The organism is Streptomyces sp. WAC03905 (genome assembly GCF_057371075.1).
In genome coordinates this window covers 3,316,995-3,338,208 of sequence record NZ_JBXYDZ010000003.1, presented here as the reverse complement: position 1 = coordinate 3,338,208, position 21,214 = coordinate 3,316,995, and the positions used below count along the sequence as shown (strand labels likewise).

Annotated in this window: 21 protein-coding genes; 19 read left to right on the top strand and 2 right to left on the bottom strand. The window is 69.0% G+C overall.

Going from position 1 to position 21,214, the window contains the following annotated elements; genetic code table 11:
• Nucleotides 1–309 precede the first annotated feature (309 nt).
• From rpsL to tuf, 4 genes are all read left to right on the top strand, one after another.
• Nucleotides 310–681 carry a 30S ribosomal protein S12 gene (rpsL, locus tag AC2RP6_RS17435; protein WP_007265893.1) on the top strand — a complete coding sequence of 124 codons (372 nt, stop codon included), beginning with the start codon at nucleotides 310–312 and terminating at the stop codon, nucleotides 679–681.
• Between the two features lie 2 nt (nucleotides 682–683).
• Entirely contained in the window at nucleotides 684–1,154 is a 471-nt protein-coding gene (gene rpsG, locus AC2RP6_RS17430; RefSeq protein WP_007265894.1) for a 30S ribosomal protein S7, read from the top strand.
• 39 nt (nucleotides 1,155–1,193) lie between these two features.
• Nucleotides 1,194–3,326: an elongation factor G gene (gene fusA / locus AC2RP6_RS17425; protein ID WP_486447031.1), complete on the top strand. Its 2,133-nt coding sequence runs from the start codon at nucleotides 1,194–1,196 to the stop codon at nucleotides 3,324–3,326.
• Between the two features lie 147 nt (nucleotides 3,327–3,473).
• Nucleotides 3,474–4,667, top strand: a complete 1,194-nt coding sequence (gene tuf / locus AC2RP6_RS17420; protein ID WP_030026472.1) for an elongation factor Tu — start codon at nucleotides 3,474–3,476, stop codon at nucleotides 4,665–4,667.
• A gap of 177 nt (nucleotides 4,668–4,844) precedes the next feature.
• Here the strand turns inward: tuf and rfbC are convergent, their stop codons facing one another.
• A complete protein-coding gene (gene rfbC, locus AC2RP6_RS17415; RefSeq protein ID WP_486447030.1) occupies nucleotides 4,845–5,444 on the bottom strand; it encodes a dTDP-4-dehydrorhamnose 3,5-epimerase in 600 nt (199 codons plus the stop codon).
• Nucleotides 5,441–6,316 (bottom strand): glucose-1-phosphate thymidylyltransferase RfbA, encoded by an 876-nt coding sequence (gene rfbA / locus AC2RP6_RS17410; protein ID WP_030026474.1) that lies wholly within the window; start codon nucleotides 6,314–6,316, stop codon nucleotides 5,441–5,443. Before rfbA ends, rfbC begins: the two co-directional genes overlap by 4 nt.
• 81 nt (nucleotides 6,317–6,397) lie before the next feature.
• Here rfbA and rfbB point away from each other — a divergent pair, with 81 nt between their 5' ends.
• The 15 genes from rfbB to rpsS all read left to right on the top strand — a co-directional run bounded on the left by rfbB (nucleotide 6,398) and on the right by rpsS (nucleotide 21,211).
• On the top strand, nucleotides 6,398–7,375 hold the full coding sequence (gene rfbB / locus AC2RP6_RS17405; protein ID WP_486447029.1) for a dTDP-glucose 4,6-dehydratase: 978 nt from the start codon (nucleotides 6,398–6,400) through the stop codon (nucleotides 7,373–7,375).
• A gap of 47 nt (nucleotides 7,376–7,422) precedes the next feature.
• Nucleotides 7,423–8,295, top strand: a complete 873-nt coding sequence (gene rfbD / locus AC2RP6_RS17400; protein ID WP_486450361.1) for a dTDP-4-dehydrorhamnose reductase — start codon at nucleotides 7,423–7,425, stop codon at nucleotides 8,293–8,295.
• Nucleotides 8,292–9,629, top strand: coding sequence for a lipopolysaccharide biosynthesis protein (locus tag AC2RP6_RS17395; protein WP_486447028.1), 1,338 nt, complete (start codon nucleotides 8,292–8,294; stop codon nucleotides 9,627–9,629). The genes rfbD and AC2RP6_RS17395 overlap by 4 nt, the downstream gene beginning before the upstream one ends.
• Nucleotides 9,630–9,697: 68 nt before the next feature.
• Entirely contained in the window at nucleotides 9,698–10,387 is a 690-nt protein-coding gene (locus tag AC2RP6_RS17390; protein WP_486447027.1) for a glycosyltransferase family 2 protein, read from the top strand.
• Nucleotides 10,384–10,824 carry a DUF2304 family protein gene (locus AC2RP6_RS17385; RefSeq protein ID WP_486447026.1) on the top strand — a complete coding sequence of 147 codons (441 nt, stop codon included), beginning with the start codon at nucleotides 10,384–10,386 and terminating at the stop codon, nucleotides 10,822–10,824. The genes AC2RP6_RS17390 and AC2RP6_RS17385 overlap by 4 nt, the downstream gene beginning before the upstream one ends.
• A 6-nt stretch (nucleotides 10,825–10,830) precedes the next feature.
• On the top strand, nucleotides 10,831–11,730 hold the full coding sequence (locus tag AC2RP6_RS17380) for a glycosyltransferase family 2 protein (RefSeq protein WP_486447025.1): 900 nt from the start codon (nucleotides 10,831–10,833) through the stop codon (nucleotides 11,728–11,730).
• A 31-nt stretch (nucleotides 11,731–11,761) separates the two neighbouring features.
• Nucleotides 11,762–13,627 carry a hypothetical protein gene (locus AC2RP6_RS17375; protein WP_486447024.1) on the top strand — a complete coding sequence of 622 codons (1,866 nt, stop codon included), beginning with the start codon at nucleotides 11,762–11,764 and terminating at the stop codon, nucleotides 13,625–13,627.
• A gap of 173 nt (nucleotides 13,628–13,800) precedes the next feature.
• Nucleotides 13,801–16,404 (top strand): N-acetylmuramoyl-L-alanine amidase, encoded by a 2,604-nt coding sequence (locus AC2RP6_RS17370; RefSeq protein WP_486447023.1) that lies wholly within the window; start codon nucleotides 13,801–13,803, stop codon nucleotides 16,402–16,404.
• A gap of 93 nt (nucleotides 16,405–16,497) precedes the next feature.
• On the top strand, nucleotides 16,498–17,619 hold the full coding sequence (locus tag AC2RP6_RS17365) for a hypothetical protein (protein ID WP_486447022.1): 1,122 nt from the start codon (nucleotides 16,498–16,500) through the stop codon (nucleotides 17,617–17,619).
• A 475-nt stretch (nucleotides 17,620–18,094) separates the two neighbouring features.
• Nucleotides 18,095–18,403 (top strand): 30S ribosomal protein S10, encoded by a 309-nt coding sequence (rpsJ, locus tag AC2RP6_RS17360; protein ID WP_003948644.1) that lies wholly within the window; start codon nucleotides 18,095–18,097, stop codon nucleotides 18,401–18,403.
• A gap of 14 nt (nucleotides 18,404–18,417) precedes the next feature.
• The gene (gene rplC / locus AC2RP6_RS17355) at nucleotides 18,418–19,062 is read left to right on the top strand and encodes a 50S ribosomal protein L3 (protein ID WP_007265899.1); all 645 of its coding nucleotides are present in this window, start codon (nucleotides 18,418–18,420) and stop codon (nucleotides 19,060–19,062) included.
• 5 nt (nucleotides 19,063–19,067) lie between these two features.
• Nucleotides 19,068–19,718, top strand: coding sequence for a 50S ribosomal protein L4 (rplD, locus tag AC2RP6_RS17350; RefSeq protein ID WP_030959024.1), 651 nt, complete (start codon nucleotides 19,068–19,070; stop codon nucleotides 19,716–19,718).
• The gene (rplW, locus tag AC2RP6_RS17345; protein ID WP_030154694.1) at nucleotides 19,718–20,041 is read left to right on the top strand and encodes a 50S ribosomal protein L23; all 324 of its coding nucleotides are present in this window, start codon (nucleotides 19,718–19,720) and stop codon (nucleotides 20,039–20,041) included. Before rplD ends, rplW begins: the two co-directional genes overlap by 1 nt.
• A 39-nt stretch (nucleotides 20,042–20,080) precedes the next feature.
• Entirely contained in the window at nucleotides 20,081–20,917 is an 837-nt protein-coding gene (rplB, locus tag AC2RP6_RS17340) for a 50S ribosomal protein L2 (protein WP_030388860.1), read from the top strand.
• Nucleotides 20,918–20,929: 12 nt separating this feature from the next.
• Complete coding sequence (gene rpsS, locus AC2RP6_RS17335; RefSeq protein ID WP_007265903.1) at nucleotides 20,930–21,211, top strand: 30S ribosomal protein S19; 282 nt, start codon at nucleotides 20,930–20,932, stop codon at nucleotides 21,209–21,211.
• Nucleotides 21,212–21,214: the final 3 nt, after the last annotated feature.

The window sequence follows — 21,214 nt, the reverse complement described above, 5'->3', positions numbered from 1 at the left end:
TGTCAGTTTAGGGCGCGGGGGCGGGCCGCCGGGCCGAACGGCCCTCCTCCCGCTTGCGCGGGGCGGGTTTTCGTGCTGGGCATTTGTTTTGACCTACCTCTGTGAGGTAGGTACGCTCTGACCTTGTGCCTGGGGTGTGCCCTGGGCTCCCGCGTGCGCTCAAGACCCGCGGTGAGCCGAGAAGACCACACCGCGATCCGTGCCCCTCTCACCTCGGTGGAAGTGTGCAGGGTCCGACACACCCGACCGCGTGGGTCGGCAACGTTCCAGGTTAGCTTCACTACACGGCACACAGAAACCGGAGAAGTAGTGCCTACGATCCAGCAGCTGGTCCGCAAGGGCCGGCAGGACAAGGTCGAGAAGACAAAGACCCCCGCGCTCGAGGCTTCGCCCCAGCGTCGTGGTGTCTGCACGCGTGTGTTCACGACCACCCCGAAGAAGCCGAACTCGGCGCTCCGTAAGGTCGCGCGTGTGCGTCTGACCTCCGGCATCGAGGTCACCGCTTACATTCCGGGTGAGGGACACAACCTGCAGGAGCACTCCATCGTGCTCGTGCGTGGTGGCCGTGTGAAGGACCTGCCGGGTGTTCGTTACAAGATCATCCGCGGTGCGCTTGACACCCAGGCTGTCAAGAACCGCAAGCAGGCCCGCAGCCGCTACGGCGCCAAGAAGGAGAAGTAAGAATGCCTCGTAAGGGCCCCGCCCCGAAGCGCCCGGTCATCATCGACCCGGTCTACGCATCTCCTCTGGTGACGTCGCTCATCAACAAGATCCTCCTGAACGGCAAGCGCTCCACCGCCGAGCGCATCGTCTACGGCGCCATGGAAGGCCTCCGCGAGAAGACCGGCAACGACCCGGTCATCACGCTGAAGCGCGCGCTGGAGAACGTCAAGCCGTCCCTCGAGGTCAAGTCCCGCCGTGTCGGTGGCGCGACCTACCAGGTCCCCGTCGAGGTCAAGCCGGGTCGCCAGTCGACCCTGGCCCTCCGCTGGCTCGTGGGTTACTCCCGCGCCCGTCGTGAGAAGACCATGACCGAGCGCCTCATGAACGAGCTGCTCGACGCCTCCAACGGTCTTGGCGCTGCCGTCAAGAAGCGCGAGGACACGCACAAGATGGCCGAGTCCAACAAGGCCTTCGCGCACTACCGCTGGTAGTCCCACCCCACATCGAGACCGAGAGAAGACCGAAGCCTTATGGCTACCACTTCGCTTGACCTGGCCAAGGTCCGCAACATCGGGATCATGGCCCACATCGACGCGGGCAAGACGACCACCACCGAGCGCATCCTGTTCTACACCGGTGTGTCGTACAAGATCGGTGAGGTCCACGACGGCGCTGCCACGATGGACTGGATGGAGCAGGAGCAGGAGCGCGGCATCACGATCACGTCCGCCGCGACGACCTGCCACTGGCCGCTCGAGGACGTCGACCACACCATCAACATCATCGACACCCCGGGTCACGTTGACTTCACGGTCGAGGTGGAGCGTTCGCTCCGCGTCCTCGACGGTGCCGTCACCGTGTTCGACGGTGTCGCCGGTGTGGAGCCGCAGTCCGAGACCGTTTGGCGTCAGGCGGACCGCTACGGCGTCCCGCGTATCTGCTTCGTCAACAAGCTCGACCGTACCGGTGCCGAGTTCCACCGCTGCGTCGACATGATCAAGGACCGCCTCGGCGCCGTCCCGATCGTCATGCAGCTCCCCATCGGTGCCGAGGCCGACTTCCAGGGTGTCGTCGACCTCGTCCGCATGAAGGCGCTCGTCTGGTCCGCCGAGGCGACCAAGGGCGAGATGTACGACATCGTCGACATCCCGGCCAGCCACACCGAGACCGCTGAAGAGTGGCGCGGCAAGCTGGTCGAGACCGTCGCCGAGAACGACGACGAGATCATGGAGCTCTTCCTCAACGGCGACGAGCCGACCGAGGAGCAGCTGCACGCCGCCGTCCGTCGCATCATCCTCGGCTCCGGCAAGGGCAAGGGCGAGCCCACGATCACCGCGGTGTTCTGTGGCACGGCGTTCAAGAACAAGGGCGTCCAGCCCCTGCTCGACGCCGTCGTCCGCTACCTGCCGTCGCCGCTGGACATCGAGGCCATCGAGGGCCACGACGTCCGCGACGCCGAGACGGTCGTGAAGCGCAAGCCGTCCGACGAGGAGCCCCTCGCCGCGCTCGCGTTCAAGATCATGAGCGACCCGCACCTCGGCAAGCTCACCTTCGTCCGGGTTTACTCGGGCCGCCTGAAGGCCGGCACTGCGGTGCTGAACTCCGTCAAGGGCAAGAAGGAGCGCATCGGCAAGATCTACCGCATGCACGCGAACAAGCGTGAGGAGATCGACTCGGTGGGCGCCGGCGACATCGTCGCCGTGATGGGCCTGAAGCAGACCACCACCGGTGAGACGCTGTGCGACGACAAGCAGCCCGTGATCCTGGAGTCCATGGACTTCCCGGCTCCGGTCATCCAGGTCGCCATCGAGCCCAAGTCCAAGGGTGACCAGGAGAAGCTGGGTGTCGCCATCCAGCGTCTCGCGGAGGAGGACCCCTCCTTCCACGTTCACTCGGACGAGGAGACGGGCCAGACCATCCTCGGCGGTATGGGCGAGCTGCACCTCGAGGTGCTGGTCGACCGTATGAAGCGCGAGTTCAAGGTCGAGGCCAACGTCGGCAAGCCGCAGGTCGCGTACCGCGAGACGATCCGCAAGGCCGTCGAGCGCCACGACTACACCCACAAGAAGCAGACCGGTGGTACCGGTCAGTTCGCCAAGGTGCAGATCGCGATCGAGCCCATCACCGAGGCCGACGGCCCGGCGTACGAGTTCGTGAACAAGGTCACCGGCGGTCGTGTGCCGAAGGAGTACATCCCTTCGGTGGACGCGGGTGCGCAGGAGGCCATGCAGTTCGGCATCCTGGCCGGCTACGAGATGACGGGCGTCCGCGTCACGCTTCTCGACGGCGGTTACCACGAGGTCGACTCCTCGGAGCTCGCCTTCAAGATCGCTGGCTCGCAGGCCTTCAAGGAGGCCGCGCGCAAGGCTTCTCCCGTGCTCCTCGAGCCGATGATGGCCGTCGAGGTCACCACGCCGGAGGAGTCCATGGGTGACGTCATCGGTGACATCAACTCCCGCCGTGGCCAGATTCAGGCCATGGAGGACCGTCACGGAGCCAAGATCGTCAAGGGCCTCGTGCCCCTTTCGGAGATGTTCGGCTACGTCGGAGACCTCCGCAGCAAGACCTCGGGTCGCGCCAGCTACTCGATGCAGTTCGACTCCTACGCCGAGGTTCCCCGGAACGTCGCCGAGGAGATCATCGCGAAGGCCAAGGGCGAGTAACTCTTCCGAGTACACGCTTTAGGCTTGTCACCGGAGCCTCTGGGGCAACAGGAGTCTCACTCCGTTGCCCCGGGGGGCCGGCTTTCCAGCAAAGATCACCTGGCGCCGATCTGTAAGGCGTACAGAACCACTCTCCAGGAGGACCCCGTGGCGAAGGCGAAGTTCGAGCGGACTAAGCCGCACGTCAACATCGGCACCATCGGTCACATTGACCACGGTAAGACGACCCTCACGGCCGCCATTACCAAGGTGCTGCACGACGCGTACCCGGACCTGAACGAGGCCTCGGCCTTCGACCAGATCGACAAGGCTCCTGAGGAGCGCCAGCGCGGTATCACCATCTCCATCGCGCACGTCGAGTACCAGACCGAGGCGCGTCACTACGCCCACGTCGACTGCCCGGGTCACGCCGACTACATCAAGAACATGATCACCGGTGCCGCGCAGATGGACGGCGCGATCCTCGTGGTCGCCGCCACCGACGGCCCGATGCCGCAGACCAAGGAGCACGTGCTCCTGGCCCGCCAGGTCGGCGTTCCGTACATCGTCGTCGCCCTGAACAAGGCCGACATGGTGGACGACGAGGAGATCCTGGAGCTCGTCGAGCTCGAGGTCCGCGAGCTCCTCTCCGAGTACGAGTTCCCGGGCGACGACCTGCCGGTCGTCCGCGTCTCCGCGCTGAAGGCGCTCGAGGGCGACAAGGAGTGGGGCGAGAAGCTCCTCGGCCTCATGACCGCCGTCGACGAGGCCATCCCGACCCCGCCGCGTGACACCGAGAAGCCGTTCCTCATGCCCGTCGAGGACGTCTTCACGATCACCGGTCGCGGTACGGTCGTCACCGGCCGTATCGAGCGTGGTGTCCTGAAGGTCAACGAGACCGTCGACATCATCGGTATCAAGGAAGAGAAGACCACCACCACGGTCACCGGTATCGAGATGTTCCGCAAGCTGCTCGACGAGGGCCAGGCCGGTGAGAACGTCGGTCTGCTCCTCCGTGGCATCAAGCGCGAGGACGTCGAGCGCGGCCAGGTCATCATCAAGCCCGGTTCGGTCACCCCGCACACCGAGTTCGAGGCCCAGGCCTACATCCTGTCGAAGGACGAGGGTGGCCGTCACACCCCGTTCTTCAACAACTACCGCCCGCAGTTCTACTTCCGTACCACGGACGTCACGGGTGTCGTCACCCTGCCGGCCGGCACGGAGATGGTCATGCCGGGCGACAACACCGAGATGTCGGTCGCGCTGATCCAGCCGGTCGCCATGGAGGAGGGCCTGAAGTTCGCCATCCGTGAGGGTGGTCGTACCGTGGGCGCCGGCCAGGTCACCAAGATCACGAAGTAATTCGTGTTCTGACCCGGTAGCTCGCTCAGCGAGCACCTGATTGCACCGGAGGGCCCCGGCCCATCGCCTCGGCGGTGGGACGGGGCCCTCTGGCGTACCCCGACGCGGTCGCGGATACGCGGAGAGGGCCGCACCCCGCACGGGGTGCGGCCCTCTCCGCGTGCGTGCGGCGGCCGGTCAGCTCACGCGGAGCGACTCGGTGAACTCGTTGCAGGCGGCGAAGTCCGGGAGCAGGCCGGTCGCGATGGCCTCGGCCAGGGACGGGGCGGCCTCGTCACGCGCGGACAGCTGCGGGACGTCGGCCGGCCACTCGATGCCCAGGTCCGGGTCGAGCGGGTGGACCGAGTGCTCGCCGGTCGGGTTGTACGTCTCCGAGCACAGGTACGACAGGGTCGCGTCGTCGGTCAGGGCGCAGAAGCCGTGGCCGAGGCCCTCGGGGATGTAGACGGCGCGGCGGTCGACGTCGTCGAGGCGCACGCCCTCCCAGGTGCCGAAGGTGGGGGAGCCCACCCGGAGGTCCACGATGACGTCGAGCACGGCGCCGCGCACGCAGGTCACGTACTTGGCCTGGCCGCGCGGCACGTCGGCGAAGTGGATGCCGCGGACCACGCCGGCGGCGGAGACGGAGAGGTTCGCCTGCGCCAGGTTCAGCGGGTGGCCGACGACCTCCGCCAGGCGGTCGAAGCGGTACCACTCGGTGAACAGGCCGCGCGGGTCGCCGTGCAGCTGCGGGGTCACCTCGAAGGCGCCCGCGATGGAGAGTTCGCGGAACTTCACTTGCCCTCCTCCTCGTCGAGCAGGGCCAGCAGGTAGGTGCCGTAGCCGCTCTTGGTGAGCGGTTCGGCGAGGGCGCGCAGCTGGGCCGAGTCGATGAGGCCGGCCCGCCAGGCCGCTTCCTCGATGCAGCCGATCTTGAAGCCCTGGCGCTCCTCGATCACGCGGACGAACTCGGAGGCCTGGACCATCGAGACGAAGGTGCCGGTGTCGAGCCACGCGGTGCCGCGGTCGAGGATGGTGACGTTCAGTTCGCCGGCCTGGAGGTAGGCGTCGTTGACGGCCGTGATCTCCAGTTCGCCGCGGGCGCTGGGCTTGAGCCCCTTGGCTATCTCGACGACCTGGTTGTCGTAGAAGTACAGACCCGGCACGGCGTAGCGGGACTTGGGCTTGACCGGCTTCTCCTCGATGGAGATGGCCTGGCCCTTCTCGTCGAACTCCACGACGCCGTAGGCGGTCGGGTCCGCCACCGGGTACGCGAACACACGGCCGCCCTTGGCGTCCGTGTGCTGGGCGAGGCGGGTGCCGAGGCCGCTGCCGTGGAAGATGTTGTCGCCGAGGATCAGCGCGACGGACTCGTCACCGATGAAGTCGGCGCCGAGCACGAACGCCTGGGCGATGCCCTCGGGGCGCTCCTGGACCGCGTACTCCAGGCGCAGTCCGAACTGCGAGCCGTCGCCGAGCAGCCGCTCGAACTGGTCACGGTCTTCAGGGGTGGTGATGATCAGGATTTCACTGATGCCCGCCATCACCAGGGTGGAGAGCGGGTAATAGATCATCGGCTTGTCGAAGACGGGCAGCAGCTGCTTCGAAACGGCCCGAGTCAGCGGCCAGAGTCGCGATCCGGTGCCACCGGCCAAAAGGATTCCACGCATGGGTGAACCCTATGCGAGAGGGCCGGGGCGGTCCGACCGTCCGGCGTGTGACGTTCGGCAGGCAGCTAGACTCTTCGTATTATGCGCATCCTCGTGACCGGCGGCGCCGGCTTCATCGGTTCAGAATTCGTCCGCCAGCAGCTCGGTGCAGACGCCACGGCGCAGATCACCGTCTTCGACAAGCTGACCTACTCGGGCGTCGAGGCCAACCTCGCCCCGGTCGCGGACCATTCCGGATACCGCTTCGTCCAGGGCGACATCTGTGACGCCGAGGCCGTCGACCAGGTGATGGCCGGCCACGACGTGGTCGTGCACTTCGCCGCCGAGTCCCACGTGGACCGGTCGATCGCCGGTGCGGGCCCCTTCGTCATGACGAACGTCGTCGGCACCCAGGTGCTGCTGGACTCCGCCCGCAAGCACGGCGTCGGCCGCTTCGTCCACATCTCCACCGACGAGGTCTACGGCTCGATCACCGAGGGCTCCTGGACCGAGGAGTGGCCGCTGGTGCCCAACTCCCCGTACTCCGCCTCCAAGGCGTCCTCCGACCTGCTGGCGCTGGCCTACGCGCGCACGCACGGCATGGACGTGGTGGTCACCCGCTGCTCCAACAACTACGGGCACTACCAGTTCCCGGAGAAGGTCATCCCGCTGTTCGTCTCGAACCTGATGGACGGCAAGAAGGTCCCGCTGTACGGCAACGGCGGCAACGTGCGCGACTGGCTGCACGTCTCCGACCACTGCCGCGGCATCGACCTGGCCATGCGCAAGGGCCGGGCCGGCGAGGTCTACAACATCGGTGGCGGCACCGAGCTCACCAACAAGGAGCTCACCGGCGTCCTGCTGGAGGCCGCGGGCCTCGGCTGGGACATGGTCGAGCACGTCGAGGACCGCAAGGGCCACGACCTGCGCTACTCCATCGACATCAGCAAGATCGGCGCCGAGCTGGGCTACGCCCCGCAGGTCACCTTCGAGGACGGCATCAAGGCCACCATCGACTGGTACCGCGAGAACCGCGCCTGGTGGGAGCCGCTGAAGGCGAAGGCGGCCCTGCAGAAGTGAGTACCGACCCGACGGCCGGGCGCTGGCTCGTCACCGGCGCCGGCGGGATGCTCGGCCAGGACGTCCTGACCGTCCTGGAGCGCGCCGGGATCGAGGCCGTGGGCCTGCGCCGCGCCGACCTCGACATCACCGACCCGGCCGCCGTCCGGGCCGCCGTCGAGGGCGCCACCGTGGTCGTGAACTGCGCCGCGTGGACCGACGTGGACGGCGCCGAGACCGCCGAGGAGGCCGCGACCGCCGTCAACGGCACCGCGGTGCGCGTCCTGGCCGAGGCCTGCGCCGCCGCCCGCGTGCGCCTGCTCCACGTCTCCACCGACTACGTGCTCCCGGGCGACGCGACGGAGCCGTACCGCGAGGACGCCGGCACCGGCCCGGTCAACGCCTACGGGCGTTCCAAGCTGGTCGGCGAGCAGGCCGTCACCGAGCTGCTGCCGCAGGACGGTTACGTCGTGCGGACCGCCTGGCTGTACGGCGAGCACGGGCCGAACTTCGTCGCCACCATGCTGAAGCTCGCCGCCCAGCGCGACACCCTCGACGTGGTCGACGACCAGCACGGCCAGCCGACGTGGTCCTACGCGCTCGCCCGGCACCTGGTCGACCTGGGCCTCGCCGCCCTCAAGGGCCGGGCCGCGGGCGGGATCTACCACGGCACCGCGACCGGCCGCACCACCTGGATGGGACTGGCCCGCGAGACCTACGCGCTGAGCGGCCTGGACCCCGAGCGGATCCGGCCGACCACCTCCGAGGCCTTCGTCCGCCCCGCCGTCCGCCCCGCCTTCAGCGTGCTCGCGCACGACGCCTGGAAGGAGCGGGCCGGCCTGGAGCCGCTCCCCGACTGGCGCGACCAGCTGGCCGCGGCGCTCGCCACCCCCGGCTTCGCCGCCCTCGCGAAGGCGGCCAGGGACGGCCGCGCGGGATGAGAACCCTGCTGAACAAGCTGACCGCGGCGCTGCCGCCGGGCACCGTCGCGGTGGCCGGCGGCACCGTCGTGCTCGGCGCGGCCTCGTACGTCCACCTCGGTGTCGCCGGGCACAGCCTGTCGACGGAAGCGCTGGCGAACGTCTCGGTGCTGTGGACGATCGTGATGTCCATCGGCATCGGCGTCTTCTTCCCCATCGAGCAGGAGCTGACCCGGATCGTGTCGGCGCGGGTGGTCCTGGGCCACGGCGCCGCCCCGGTGCTGCGCCGCGCCACCCTGCTCACGTCGGCCATCCTCGCGGCGACCCTGCTGGTCCTCGCCGTCGGCGCCGGCCCCCTCGCCGATCTGCTCTTCCACGGGGACCGCGCCCTGGTGGCCGCGCTCGGCGGCGCGTTCACCGGCATGGCCGTCTGCTACCTCTCCCGCGGCGTGCTGGCCGGCCTCGGCCGCTTCGGCGCGTACGGCACCCAGCTCGCCGTCGACGGCGGCCTGCGGATCGTGCTCGCCTTCGCGTGCGCCGTCTTCGGACTGCACTCGGCGCTGGCCTTCAGTCTCATCCTGGCCGTCGCCCCCGTCGTCGCGACCCTGGTGACCCTGCCCGCCCTGGTGCGCGCGGCCGGTCCCGGCGAGCAGATCGCCTGGCGCGAACTGCGGGGCGGGCTGGGGCTGCTGGTCTGCTCGACCCTGCTGTCCCAGCTGGTCGTCAACGCCGCCGTGATGAGCACCAAGCTGCTGGCCCCGGCCGACAGCGCGCTGATCGCCTCGCTGCTGAGCGCCCTGGTCCTGGCCCGGGTGCCGCTCTTCGTCTTCGGCTCGCTGCAGGCCTCGCTGCTCAGCGGCCTCACCGCGGCCTTCACCGCCGGGGACCGCGCGGCGTTCTGGGCGATGCTGCGCCGGATCGCGACGGTCGTCGGAGCCCTCGGCCTGCTCGGCGGGATCCCCGCCACGGCCCTCGGGCCCTGGCTCATCGAGGTGCTGTTCGGCACGGTGTCGGTGCTGGGGCGCTTCGACTTCTTCCTGCTGTCCGCGGGCACCGTGGCATACATGTTCGCGATGGTCCTCGGACAGGCGCTCATGGTATTCAAGCGGCACAACCTGCAGTTGCTCTGCTGGGCCGTCGGTTCGGCGGTGCTGGTCGGCATCACCCTGGTCCCCGGTGAGGTGTCCGTGCGCGTCATCGTCGCTTACGCCGTGGGATCGACGGCCACCGTGCTCGCTATGCTGGCAGCCCTCAGGCTGAGCTTTCCCGGAACCGCGGCCGCGGCCGGCGAAGCACCCCGGCGGACGACCGACGCACCCACCGGCGCCCCGGGCGTGGGAGCGGTCGGGAGATGACCATGCCGGCCCAAGACGTCACACCGATCACCGAGCACTCGTACGTGCCACTTTCCGCTGGAGCTACCGTGTCCCAATACGACGATGTCTGGCTGGTCATACCGGCCTATAACGAGGGCCAGGTGATCGCCGAGGTGGTCGAGGGGGCCCGCAAGACGTTCCCCAACATCGTCGTCGTCGACGACGGCAGCACCGACGACTCGGCCGAGCACATAGCGACCACGGGCGCCCACCTGGTCCGCCACCCGGTCAACCTCGGGCAGGGCGCGGCCCTCCAGACCGGTCTGAAGTACGCGCTCAACCAGCCCGGTTCGCGTTACTTCGCGACCTTCGACGCCGACGGCCAGCACCAGACCAAGGACGTCGAGACGATGGTCGGCGTGCTCCGCCGGGACGAGGCCGACGTGGTCCTCGGCTCCCGCTTCATCGAGCAGAACGGCCAGGTGCCGTGGATCAAGCAGGTCGTCCTGCGCACGGCCGCCGCCGTCAGCCCCACCGCCCGCAAGCTCAAGCTCACCGACGCGCACAACGGTCTGCGCGTGCTGAGCCGCAAGGCCGCCGAGCAGCTCAACATCACGATGAACGGCATGGCGCACGCGTCCGAGCTCGTCGGTTTCCTGGCGGGCTCGGAACTGCGGGTCACCGAAGTGCCCGTCGACATCCTCTACACCGAATACTCGCGCTCCAAGGGCCAGTCCCTCATCAACGGCGTGAACATCATCTTTGACATTTCGCTGCGGGAGCGTGGGCGTCGATGAAGTACTTCTGGATCCAGCTCGTCCTGATCGTCGGCTCCGTGTCGATGGCCCTGGTGTTCATCCGCACGTGGAGCCAGGCGAAGAACCGGGCCTGGAAGCGCATCGCCTTCTCCCTGTTCGTCGTCGTCAACGTGTACGCCGTGCTCCGTCCCACCGACGTCACGTGGCTCGCCCAGCAGCTCGGCGTCGGCCGCGGCACCGACCTGGTGCTGTACGTGATGGTGCTCGGCATGGGCTTCCTCACGCTCAACACCTTCCTGCGGTTCCGCTCGCTGGAGAAGAAGATCACCGACCTCGCCCGGACGGTGGCCATCAACGAGGGCACGCGCCACAACGACGAGCGGCTCGGTGCGGCCCCCGCCGCCCGCTCCGCGTCGGACGCCGCCGCGGACGCCGACGCCGACGCCGAGGCCGACTCCGACTCCGTGAAGGCCTGACGCTCCATGGTGACCTTCGACTTCATGCTCCCCTACTACGGGGACGTGCGGCTGATGCAGGACGCCGTCCGCAGCGTCCTCGCACAGACGGACCGGGACTTCCGCCTCGTCGTGATCGACGACGGCAAGGAGCCCGACGTACCGGGCTGGTTCGCCGGGCTCGGCGACGACCGCGTGCACTACACGCGCAACGAGCAGAACCTCGGCATCACGAAGAACTTCCAGAAGTGCGTGCGGCTGTCCGAGGCCGACTACGTGGTCATCATGGGCTGCGACGACGTCCTGCACCCGCACTACCTGGAGACCGTCCGCAAGATCGTCGAGGAGCGGCCCGGCATCGGCATGGTCCAGCCCGGCGTCGAGGTCATCGACGGCACGGGCCGGGTGACCCAGGGCCTCGCGGACAACACCAAGAAGCGCCTGTACGCACCGCAGGTGAAGGGCCGTCGCCTGATGGGCGGCGAGGAGCTGGCCGCCAGCGTGCTGCGCGGCAACTGGCTCTACTTCCCCTCGATCGCCTGGCGCGGCGAGGTGCTGCGCAAGGTGAACTTCCGCGACGACTACTCGGTCATCCAGGACCTCGCGCTCGTGGTCGACCTGCTCGAAGGCGGTGAGGAGATGGTCATCGACAACACCACGACCGTCTTCCAGTACCGCCGCCACGCCGTCAGCGAGTCGTCGGTCCAGGCCTTCTCCGGCACCCGCTTCGCGGAGGCCGAGCGGTACTTCTCCGCGGTCGCGGACCGCATGGACGCCCGCGGCTGGCCCAAGGCGGCCCGCGCGGCCCGCTTCCACAGCGCTTCCCGGCTGCACGCGCTGACGATGCTCCCCGGAGCCCTGCGCAGCGGCAACAAGGCCGGTGCCCGCACCCTGGCGAAGCACGCCTTCACCTCCGGCCAGAACTGATCAGACTCCGCCCACCACGAAACGGACCGAGATGACACACCTGGCCCCCGAGGCGGTCGGCGACGCCGGCACCCCGGCCCAGCGGCCCTCCGAACCTGCTGAGCCGAAGAACGGCCCGACCCCCTCGCGGATCCGGGAGTGGACGTCCCGGCGGTGGGTGCAGATCCTGGCCGAGATCGTCGTCAGCGTGGTGGCCGCCCTCGGGTTCACGCTGCTGTCCACGCACATCAGCGTGAACCCGCTGATCCGCATCGGCCAGGTCAGCGGGCTCGCCAAGCTCCAGCAGTACGCGGCCGTCCTCGGCCTGCCGCTGCTCGCGATCCTGCTCTACACCGCCTACCGCGGCACCCTGCAGCGCCACCAGCTGGCGAAGCGCCTGGTGTGCGCCGCCCTGGCAGGCCTCGCCACCGGCGTGGTGGCCGGCGGTGTGGTCGTCGCGCTGCGCGGCACCCCCTGGGGCCTGGGCGGCCAGGAGGGCGACCCGAGCGCACTGATCGCAATGGCCAACTCGTTCCTGCACGGTGAGGGGCCGTCGGGCATCTACCCGCCGCTCTTCCCCGGTCTGATGGCCGTCTGGGCGAAGCTCCGCTACGACGCCGTCCCCGGTGGGACCGGCTTCGCCCTCAAGGACTTCCAGATCTTCTTCACCGCCGTCGCGGGCCCGATGACGTACCTGGCCTGGCGGCTGCTGCTCCGGCCGTTCTGGGCACTGCTGATCGCCGTGCCGTCGGCCATCCTCTTCATGGACCCGATCCGCCCGTACAGCCACGCGAGCATGCTCGTCCTGCTGCCCCTGCTCGGCTACACGCTGCGCGAGGTGCGCCGGGCCGGCGAGCGGCCGCTGCGCCAGGTGCTGCTGCGCGGAGCGGTCCTCGGCCTCGTCTTCGGCGTGGTCTTCCTCTGGTACTCCGGCTGGTACGTCTGGGCCGCGCCCGGCGTGTTCCTGCTGACGCTGTGCATCTTCCCGTGGCGCGCCGGCCGGGCGGTGGTCAAGCGGACCGGGGCGTTCGTCGGCGCCACCGTGCTGGCCGCCGGCGTCGTGGGTGCCCCGCTGATCTACCAGATGGCCCGCCTCGGTTCCCAGACCCCGGACCGCTACGCCTTCCTCACCGTGTACGTCGACCCCGCGTACGTGCTGGGCTGGGTGTCCGACCGCTCCGGGAAGCTGGAGTACCAGACCTGGCCGGTGGCCGGCGAGATGGCCGGACAGAGCGGGTTCGCCCTGCTGCTGCTGTTCGCCGTGGGTCTCGGTGTCGGCCTCGGGCTGCGCAACATAATGGTCCTCACCGCGGCCGCCACGCTGGCGGGCGCCTGGCTGGCCCGGTTCTGGTTCGCCTCGCACATGGCGCACGACAAGGCCGTGCAGCTCTTCCCCCGGACCACCTGGATCATCATGTACTGCCTGATGATCCTGGCCGTGCTCGGAATGATGGCGGTGGTCCACCGGGGATCCGGCTGGGCCGAGCGCACCCTGCGGCCCCGTGGCGGGGACGTCGCCGGACGGGTCGTGCCCCGGCGGGTCGTCGCGCAGCTCGCTGCCGGCATGGTCTGCGCGATCGCCCTGTTCGCCGCGATGGGCGCGTCCTGGTCGGTCAACCGGTACATGCCGCAGTCCGACAACATGACGATGGGCATCGACGCCTGGCGGGCGCACACCATCAAGAAGGCGGACGGCACCTGCCCGCGCTTCGCACCGAACAAGAAGAACTGCGCGGACATCGTCACGAACGAATGGCGGCAGAGCCCCGACGACGGTGAGATCTGGTGCGGCGGCATCGGGCCGCTGAACTGGAAGGCCGTCTGCGGCCGCAAGGCGCCGCCGGAGGAGCTGCAGAAGGAGAAGGACAGGGAGAAGGCGGAGGCAGAGGCGGAGGCCAAGGCCAAGGCCAAGAAGTAGCCTTCCCCCGAACGGGACCCCCGGTCCGCGATGCGCGCGGAGCGGGGGTCCCGGCGTATCCGCACCCCTGTTCGCCCAGGGCCCCACCCCGCTGCTCGGGACGCCTGTGCCGGCCAGTAACATCCGGCTCCTCAGATGACTGTCAGCCAGTCACAACAGGGGTTGGGGAAAACTTGAAGATTGGACGTGCGCGCGGAACGGCTCTGGCCGCCGCGCTCGGCGTCGTGGCGGTCCTGGGCATCCAGGGCGTCGCCAGCGGCACCGGCGGTTCCGACGGGAGCGAGGTCTCGCCCTACAGCGCCCGCGCCCGCGAGAAGGGCCCGGTCGAGGGGGAGCTGCACAAGCTCGCCCTGAAGCCCAAGGGCAGGGGCGAGGCCGTCCTCTCCCAGCAGGACACCGAGCCCTTCGGGCTCCTCGGCGTCTCCTGGACCGACCCCGAGGCCGAGGTGCAGGGCCGGATCGAGGCCCGCACCCGGGACGCCGACAGCGGCAAGTGGTCGAAGTGGGTCGTGCTGGAGCAGGCCGAGTCCGGCCTCGACGGCAAGCGCCCGGGCCTGCGCGGCGCCACCGAGCCGGTCTGGGTCGGCCCGTCCGACGGCGCCGAGGTACGGGTGACCGGGGGCGGCACGCTGCCCGCCGGCATGGAGCTGAACCTGGTCGACCCGGGAGCCGGCGCCGCCAAGGCGAAGAAGAAGGGCGACCTGGGCCTCGGACCCGCCGCCTTCTCCCTCCCCGCGGTGGACCCCGCGCCGACCACTCCGGGACCGGAGTCGACCGCGCCGCGGCCGGACGTGGTCTCGCGCGCGCAGTGGGGCGCCGACGAGTCCCTGAACGACGAGGGCCCGATCTACCTGCCCGGCGGGACGATCAAGGCCGTCTTCGTCCACCACACCGCGGCCACCACGCCCTACGAGTGCTCCGAGTCCGCCGCCATCGTCCGCAGCCTGCACGTCTACCACGTCCAGGGCAACGGCTGGCGCGACCTCGGCTACAACTTCCTCGTCGACAAGTGCGGAACGGTCTTCGAAGGCCGCCAGGGCGGCGTGGACCAGCCCGTCCAGGGCGCGCACACCTACGGCTGGAACGCCGAGTCGACGAGCGTCTCCGTCCTCGGCGACTACACCGGCGCCGGGGCCTCCGCCGCCGCGCTGGGCGCCATCTCCAAGGTCGCGGCGTACAAGCTGGGCCAGTACGACGGCGACATGAACGGCACCGCGACGCTGACGGCGGGCGCCACCCAGACCAACTTCACCGGCAAGAGCTTCACCGCCGGCCAGCAGTACGAGTTCAAGTCGCTCTCCGGCCACCGCGACGGCTTCAACACCCAGTGCCCGGGCAACTCGCTCTACCCGCAGCTGGACGCGCTCCGGCAGACGGGCCCCGCGGCCCAGCTGAAGATCGCCTCGGTGAACGGGGCGACGGCCGCGCCGGGCGCCACCCTCCCGAGCGGCGCCGCCCTGACGGTCGACTGGACCACCAGCACCGCCACGGGCCGGCTGTCCAGGTTCGAGCTGCTCGTGGACGGCGAGGCCGCCGCGGTCACCGACGGAGCGGGCCGCAGGGCGACCGCGGTCGTGACCGACGGCACGCACGAGGTCCGGGTCCGGGCGACCGCCGCGAACGGCAAGGTCTCCACGAGCCTCGCGGTCACCGTCGAGGCCGAGGTCAAGGGCGCCAAGTTCGTCCCGCTGTCCCCGAAGCGCCTGATGGACACCCGTGAGGGCCTCGGCGTCCGCAAGGGCCCCGTCGGCAGCGGCGAAGTGGTCACCCTGCCGGTGGCGGCCGCGACCGGCGGCACGCCCACCGCGGTGGTGCTCAACGTGACGGCGACCAACCCGACCCAGCCGAGCTTCGTCTCCGTCTACCCGAGCGGCACGACCCGCTCCAGCGCGTCGAACCTGAACTTCACGCCGGGGAAGACGATCCCCAACCTGGTGGTCGTGCCCGTCGTGGACGGCAAGGTGAGCTTCTTCAACAACCAGGGCACCGTCGACCTGATCGCCGACATCACCGGCTACTTCACCTCGACGGCCGACGGCGCCACCCAGACCAACTTCGGACCCAAGCGCCTGATGGACACCCGCAGCGGCATCGGCGTCCCGGCCGCCCCGGTCGGCACCGGCGGCGTGGTCACCCTGCCCGTGGCGGGCGTCGACGGCATCCCGGCGACCGGCGTCAAGGCCGTGGTGCTCAACGTGACGGCGACCAACCCGACGCAGCCGAGCTTCGTCTCCGTCTACCCGAGCGGCACGACCCGCTCCAGCGCGTCGAACCTGAACTTCACCCCCGGCCAGACGATCCCCAACCTGGTGGTCGTGCCCGTCGTGGACGGCAAGGTGAGCTTCTTCAACAACCAGGGCACCGTCGACCTGATCGCCGACATCACCGGCTACTTCTCGGACAGCGACGCCGGCGCCACGCACGCGAACTTCGGCCCGAAGCGCCTGATGGACACCCGTACGGGTACGGGCGTCCGGCAGGGCCCGGTCACCGGCGGCAGCGTCGTCACGCTGCCCGTGGCCGGCGTCGGGGGAGTCCCGGCCACCGGGATCAAGGCCGTGGTGCTGAACGTGACCGCGACCAACCCGACCGAGGCCAGCTACGTGTCGGTCTTCCCGAGCGGAACGACCCGCACGAGCGCGTCGAACCTGAACTTCACCGCGGGCCTCACGATCCCCAACCTGGTGGTCGTGCCCGTCGTGGACGGCAAGGTCAGCTTCTACAACAACTCGGGATCCGTGGACCTCATCGCGGACATCACGGGCTACTTCCGCTGACGGAAGAAACGTATCTGTGCAGGTGAGGGGCTCCGCACCAGCTGGTGCGGAGCCCCTCGCGCATGCCGGGCGGGGAACGGACGAGGACAGGGCATGGGGAAGAAGGACGACAACGCACCGGGCGTCTCCGACGAGGAGTGGGCCCGTTTCATGGAACAGGCCGCCCAGGGATCCGGCGACGCGCCGAAGGAGCCCTCGGCGCGCGCCCGCATGGTGACCGAACGGCTGCGCGCCACCCAGGGCCAGGAGCCGCCGGGGTGGCGCACCGGGCCCGCGTGGCGCGAACGCCGCAGGCCGGGCCGGCTCAAGGCCGCGGCGGCCGTCGTGGCCATCGCCGGGCTCGCGCTGATCGCCGTACGGCCCGAGCTGGTCATCGACCGCATCACGGGCAGGGCCGAGGCCCGGGAGGAGGCCCGGAAGGCGGGCCCGTTGGCCGCCGAGACCGCCCGGCCGAGTGCTCCGCCGCCGTCGGTGGACCCGGACCGGCCGACCCTGCGGGATCCGTTCCGCGGCTCGCCGGCCCTGCAGTGGGCGGACGGCGCCACCGGCATCGAGCTCCCGGAGGCCACCGCCGTGGGCGGGGTGTCCAAGGAGAAGATCGCGGAGACGCTCCAGAACGCCAAGGCGTTCCTCGTCGCGGCGAACCTGGACCCGGCCACGCTCCGGGGGGAGCGCCCGCGGGCCGCCCTGGCCCTGCTGGACCCCAAGAACACGGAGGCGACCGAGCACCTGGAGAAGGCGCTGGCCGAGCCGGGGAAGGAGCAGGACCCGATGAACCTCTTCACCCGGTACGACCCGGCCGAGGTCAAGCCCGTGGGCGAGGTCGTCAAGGTCCGGGGCCGGATGTGGGTCGAACCGGGCAAGGAGCGGGGGCAGGCCGACGTGCGGCTCGACTACTCGTTCGTGTATCCGCTGGTGAAGGCCGCTCCGGGCGCGGACCAGGTCGAGCGGACCATCGTGCGCCGCGAGATCACCTTCACCGTCGCCGACCCGCGCACGTGGCAGGTCACCCCCGGCCGGCTGCGGCTCTCCGACTACCGCGTCGACCTCGCCAACAGCGCCTGCGAGGTGTACGACGGCTACCTGCACCCCAGCTTCGACGAGGACCCCGCGGCCGGACCCACGCCCTCCGGACCGCCGAAGGACCCGTACGACCGGAGCCAGGGCATCGAGGAGGGCGCGCCGGAGGGCTGCGGAACGGTTTCGCGGACCTGACGCGGCCGGGGGAGGGGCCCCGTCGCGCGGAGGGCGCGGCGCAGTTTGACCACTCAGCGTGGCGGGGTATTCTCTTCGGCCCGATTGGCCAGGTACGTGTCTCGTATGGCAGACTACTCAAGTTGCTCGGCTGAGTGCCGATGCTGCGCGCCTCCCGCCGGGAGGACCGGAAGCGAGTCCCACAGTACTCGTCGTCCTTAATCTGCCCCTCGGGGCAGCAATGGGGACGGACGTACGGGAATCTTCTGGGAAGTGTCAGCACGGTGCCCACCAGGCACTCGGTGGGTGTTTCTCCCCCGAATCGCGGTCATGGGACCGCACCCCCTTGGACGAGGGAATTTCCGTATGGGAATTTTCTGTAGAGGGAGTGCGACACGCCCGACCGCGTGGGTCGGAGGAGAGGCAGTGGGACCCCGTCCCGCAGCCGACCGGGAGCCAGAGCGTTTCCACACAGAGACAGGACTACGGAGTAGCCATGGCGGGACAGAAGATCCGCATCCGGCTCAAGGCCTACGACCACGAGGTCATCGACTCCTCGGCGAAGAAGATCGTCGAGACGGTGACCCGCACTGGTGCGTCGGTCGCGGGCCCGGTGCCGCTGCCCACTGAGAAGAACGTGTACTGCGTCATCAAGTCGCCGCACAAGTACAAGGACTCGCGCGAGCACTTCGAGATGCGCACGCACAAGCGCCTGATCGACATCCTCGACCCGACGCCCAAGACCGTTGACTCGCTGATGCGCCTGGACCTTCCGGCCGGCGTTGACATCGAGATCAAGCTCTGAGAGGCGTCGAGAAGATGGCAAAGCAGATCAAGGGCGTCCTGGGCGAGAAGCTCGGCATGACCCAGGTCTGGGACGAGAACAACCGTGTCGTCCCGGTGACCGTCGTCAAGGCCGGGCCCTGCGTCGTTACCCAGGTCCGTACGAACGACATCGACGGCTACGAGTCGGTCCAGATCGCCTTCGGCGAGATCGACCCGCGCAAGGTGAACAAGCCCCTCAAGGGCCACTTCGCCAAGGCCGACGTGACCCCCCGCCGCCACCTGGTGGAGCTCCGCACCTCCGACGCCAGCGAGTACACGCTCGGCCAGGAGATCACTGCTGAGGTGTTCGAGTCCGGCGTCAAGGTTGACGTCACGGGCAACAGCAAGGGCAAGGGCTTCGCCGGTGTCATGAAGCGGCACAACTTCCGGGGCCTCGGCGCCGGTCACGGTGTGCAGCGCAAGCACCGCTCCCCCGGTTCGATCGGTGGCTGCGCCACCCCTGGGCGTGTCTTCAAGGGCATGCGCATGGCCGGTCGCATGGGTAACGAGCGCGTCACCACCCAGAACCTGACCATCCACGCGGTAGACGCGGAGAAGGGTCTGCTCCTCATCAAGGGCGCAGTCCCCGGTCCGAACGGCGGCCTCGTCCTGGTCCGTACCGCGGCCAAGGGGGCTTGAGGTTAATGAGCACCATTGACATCCTTTCGCCGGCAGGCGACAAGGCCGGTACCGTCGAGCTCCCCGCGGAGATCTTCGACGCGAAGACCAGCGTTCCGCTGATCCACCAGGTCGTCGTCGCCCAGCTGGCAGCTGCCCGTCAGGGCACGCACAAGACCAAGACCCGTGGCGAAGTCCGTGGTGGTGGCAAGAAGCCTTACCGCCAGAAGGGCACCGGCCGCGCCCGTCAGGGTTCGACCCGCGCTCCGCAGTTCGCCGGCGGTGGCGTCGTCCACGGCCCGCAGCCGCGTGACTACTCGCAGCGGACCCCCAAGAAGATGAAGGCCGCCGCCCTCCGCGGTGCCCTCTCGGACCGTGCGCGTCACTCCCGCATCCACGTCGTCACCGGCGTGGTCGAGGGTGCCGCCTCCACGAAGGCCGCCAAGACGCTGTTCGGCAAGATCTCGGAGCGCAAGAACCTGCTCCTGGTCGTCGAGCGTGCCGACGAGGCCGCGTGGCTGTCCGCCCGCAACCTGCCCCAGGTTCACATCCTGGAGCCGGGCCAGCTGAACACGTACGACGTGATCGTCTCTGACGACGTGGTCTTCACCCAGGCCGCGCTGGAGTCCTTCGTGTCTGGCCCCAAGGCCGACGAGACCGAAGGGAGCGACGCCTGATGTCTGAGGCGACCGTTACCAGCAAGACCTTCACCGACCCGCGCGACCTGCTGATCAAGCCGGTCGTCTCGGAGAAGAGCTACGCGCTGCTGGACGAGAACAAGTACACGTTCATCGTCGCGCCTGGCTCCAACAAGACCCAGATCAAGCAGGCCGTGGAAGCGGTCTTCGGGGTCAAGGTCACCGGGGTCAACACGATCAACCGTCAGGGTAAGCGCAAGCGCACCAAGACCGGTTTCGGCAAGCGCGCTGACACCAAGCGCGCCATCGTGACCCTCGCTGAGGGCGACCGAATCGACATCTTCGGCGGCCAGGCCTCCTAACGGAGGTCTAGTCGTCCGGAATCGGACGAGGACTGAGAAATGGGTATCCGCAAGTACAAGCCGACGACCCCGGGCCGTCGTGGCTCCAGCGTCGCCGACTTTGTCGAGATCACGCGGTCCACGCCGGAGAAGTCGCTGGTTCGCCCCCTGCACAGCAAGGGCGGCCGTAACAACACCGGTCGGATCACCGTTCGCCACCAGGGTGGTGGACACAAGCGCGCCTACCGCGTGATCGACTTCCGTCGTCACGACAAGGACGGCGTGCCGGCCAAGGTCGCGCACATCGAGTACGACCCCAACCGCACCGCGCGCATCGCGCTGCTGCACTACGCCGACGGCGAGAAGCGCTACATCATCGCGCCGCGCGGTCTGCAGCAGGGCGACCGGATCGAGAACGGCCCCACGGCCGACATCAAGCCGGGCAACAACCTCGCGCTCCGCAACATCCCGGTCGGTACCACGATCCACGCGATCGAGCTCCGCCCCGGTGGCGGCGCCAAGTTCGCGCGTTCCGCTGGTGCCTCCGTGCAGCTGCTGGCGAAGGAGGGCGTGATGGCCCACCTTCGTATGCCGTCCGGTGAGATCCGTCTCGTCGACGCGCGCTGCCGCGCCACGGTCGGCGAGGTCGGCAACGCCGAGCAGTCGAACATCAACTGGGGCAAGGCCGGCCGCATGCGCTGGAAGGGCGTTCGCCCCTCCGTCCGCGGTGTCGCGATGAACCCGGTTGACCACCCGCACGGTGGTGGTGAGGGCAAGACCAGTGGTGGTCGCCACCCGGTCTCCCCGTGGGGTCAGAAGGAGGGTCGTACTCGCTCGCCGAAGAAGGCTTCGAGCAAGTACATCGTCCGCCGCCGCAAGACGAACAAGAAGCGCTAGGAGCGGGTTTAGATGCCGCGCAGTCTCAAGAAGGGGCCCTTCGTCGACGACCACCTCGTAAAGAAGGTGGACGCCCAGAACGAAGCCGGCACCAAGAACGTCATCAAGACCTGGTCCCGTCGCTCGATGATCATCCCCAGCATGCTGGGTCACACCATCGCGGTGCACAACGGCAAGACCCACGTCCCGGTGTTCGTCACCGAGTCGATGGTCGGCCACAAGCTCGGCGAGTTCTCGCCGACTCGCACCTTCCGCGGCCACGTCAAGGACGACCGGAAGTCGAAGCGCCGCTAAAGG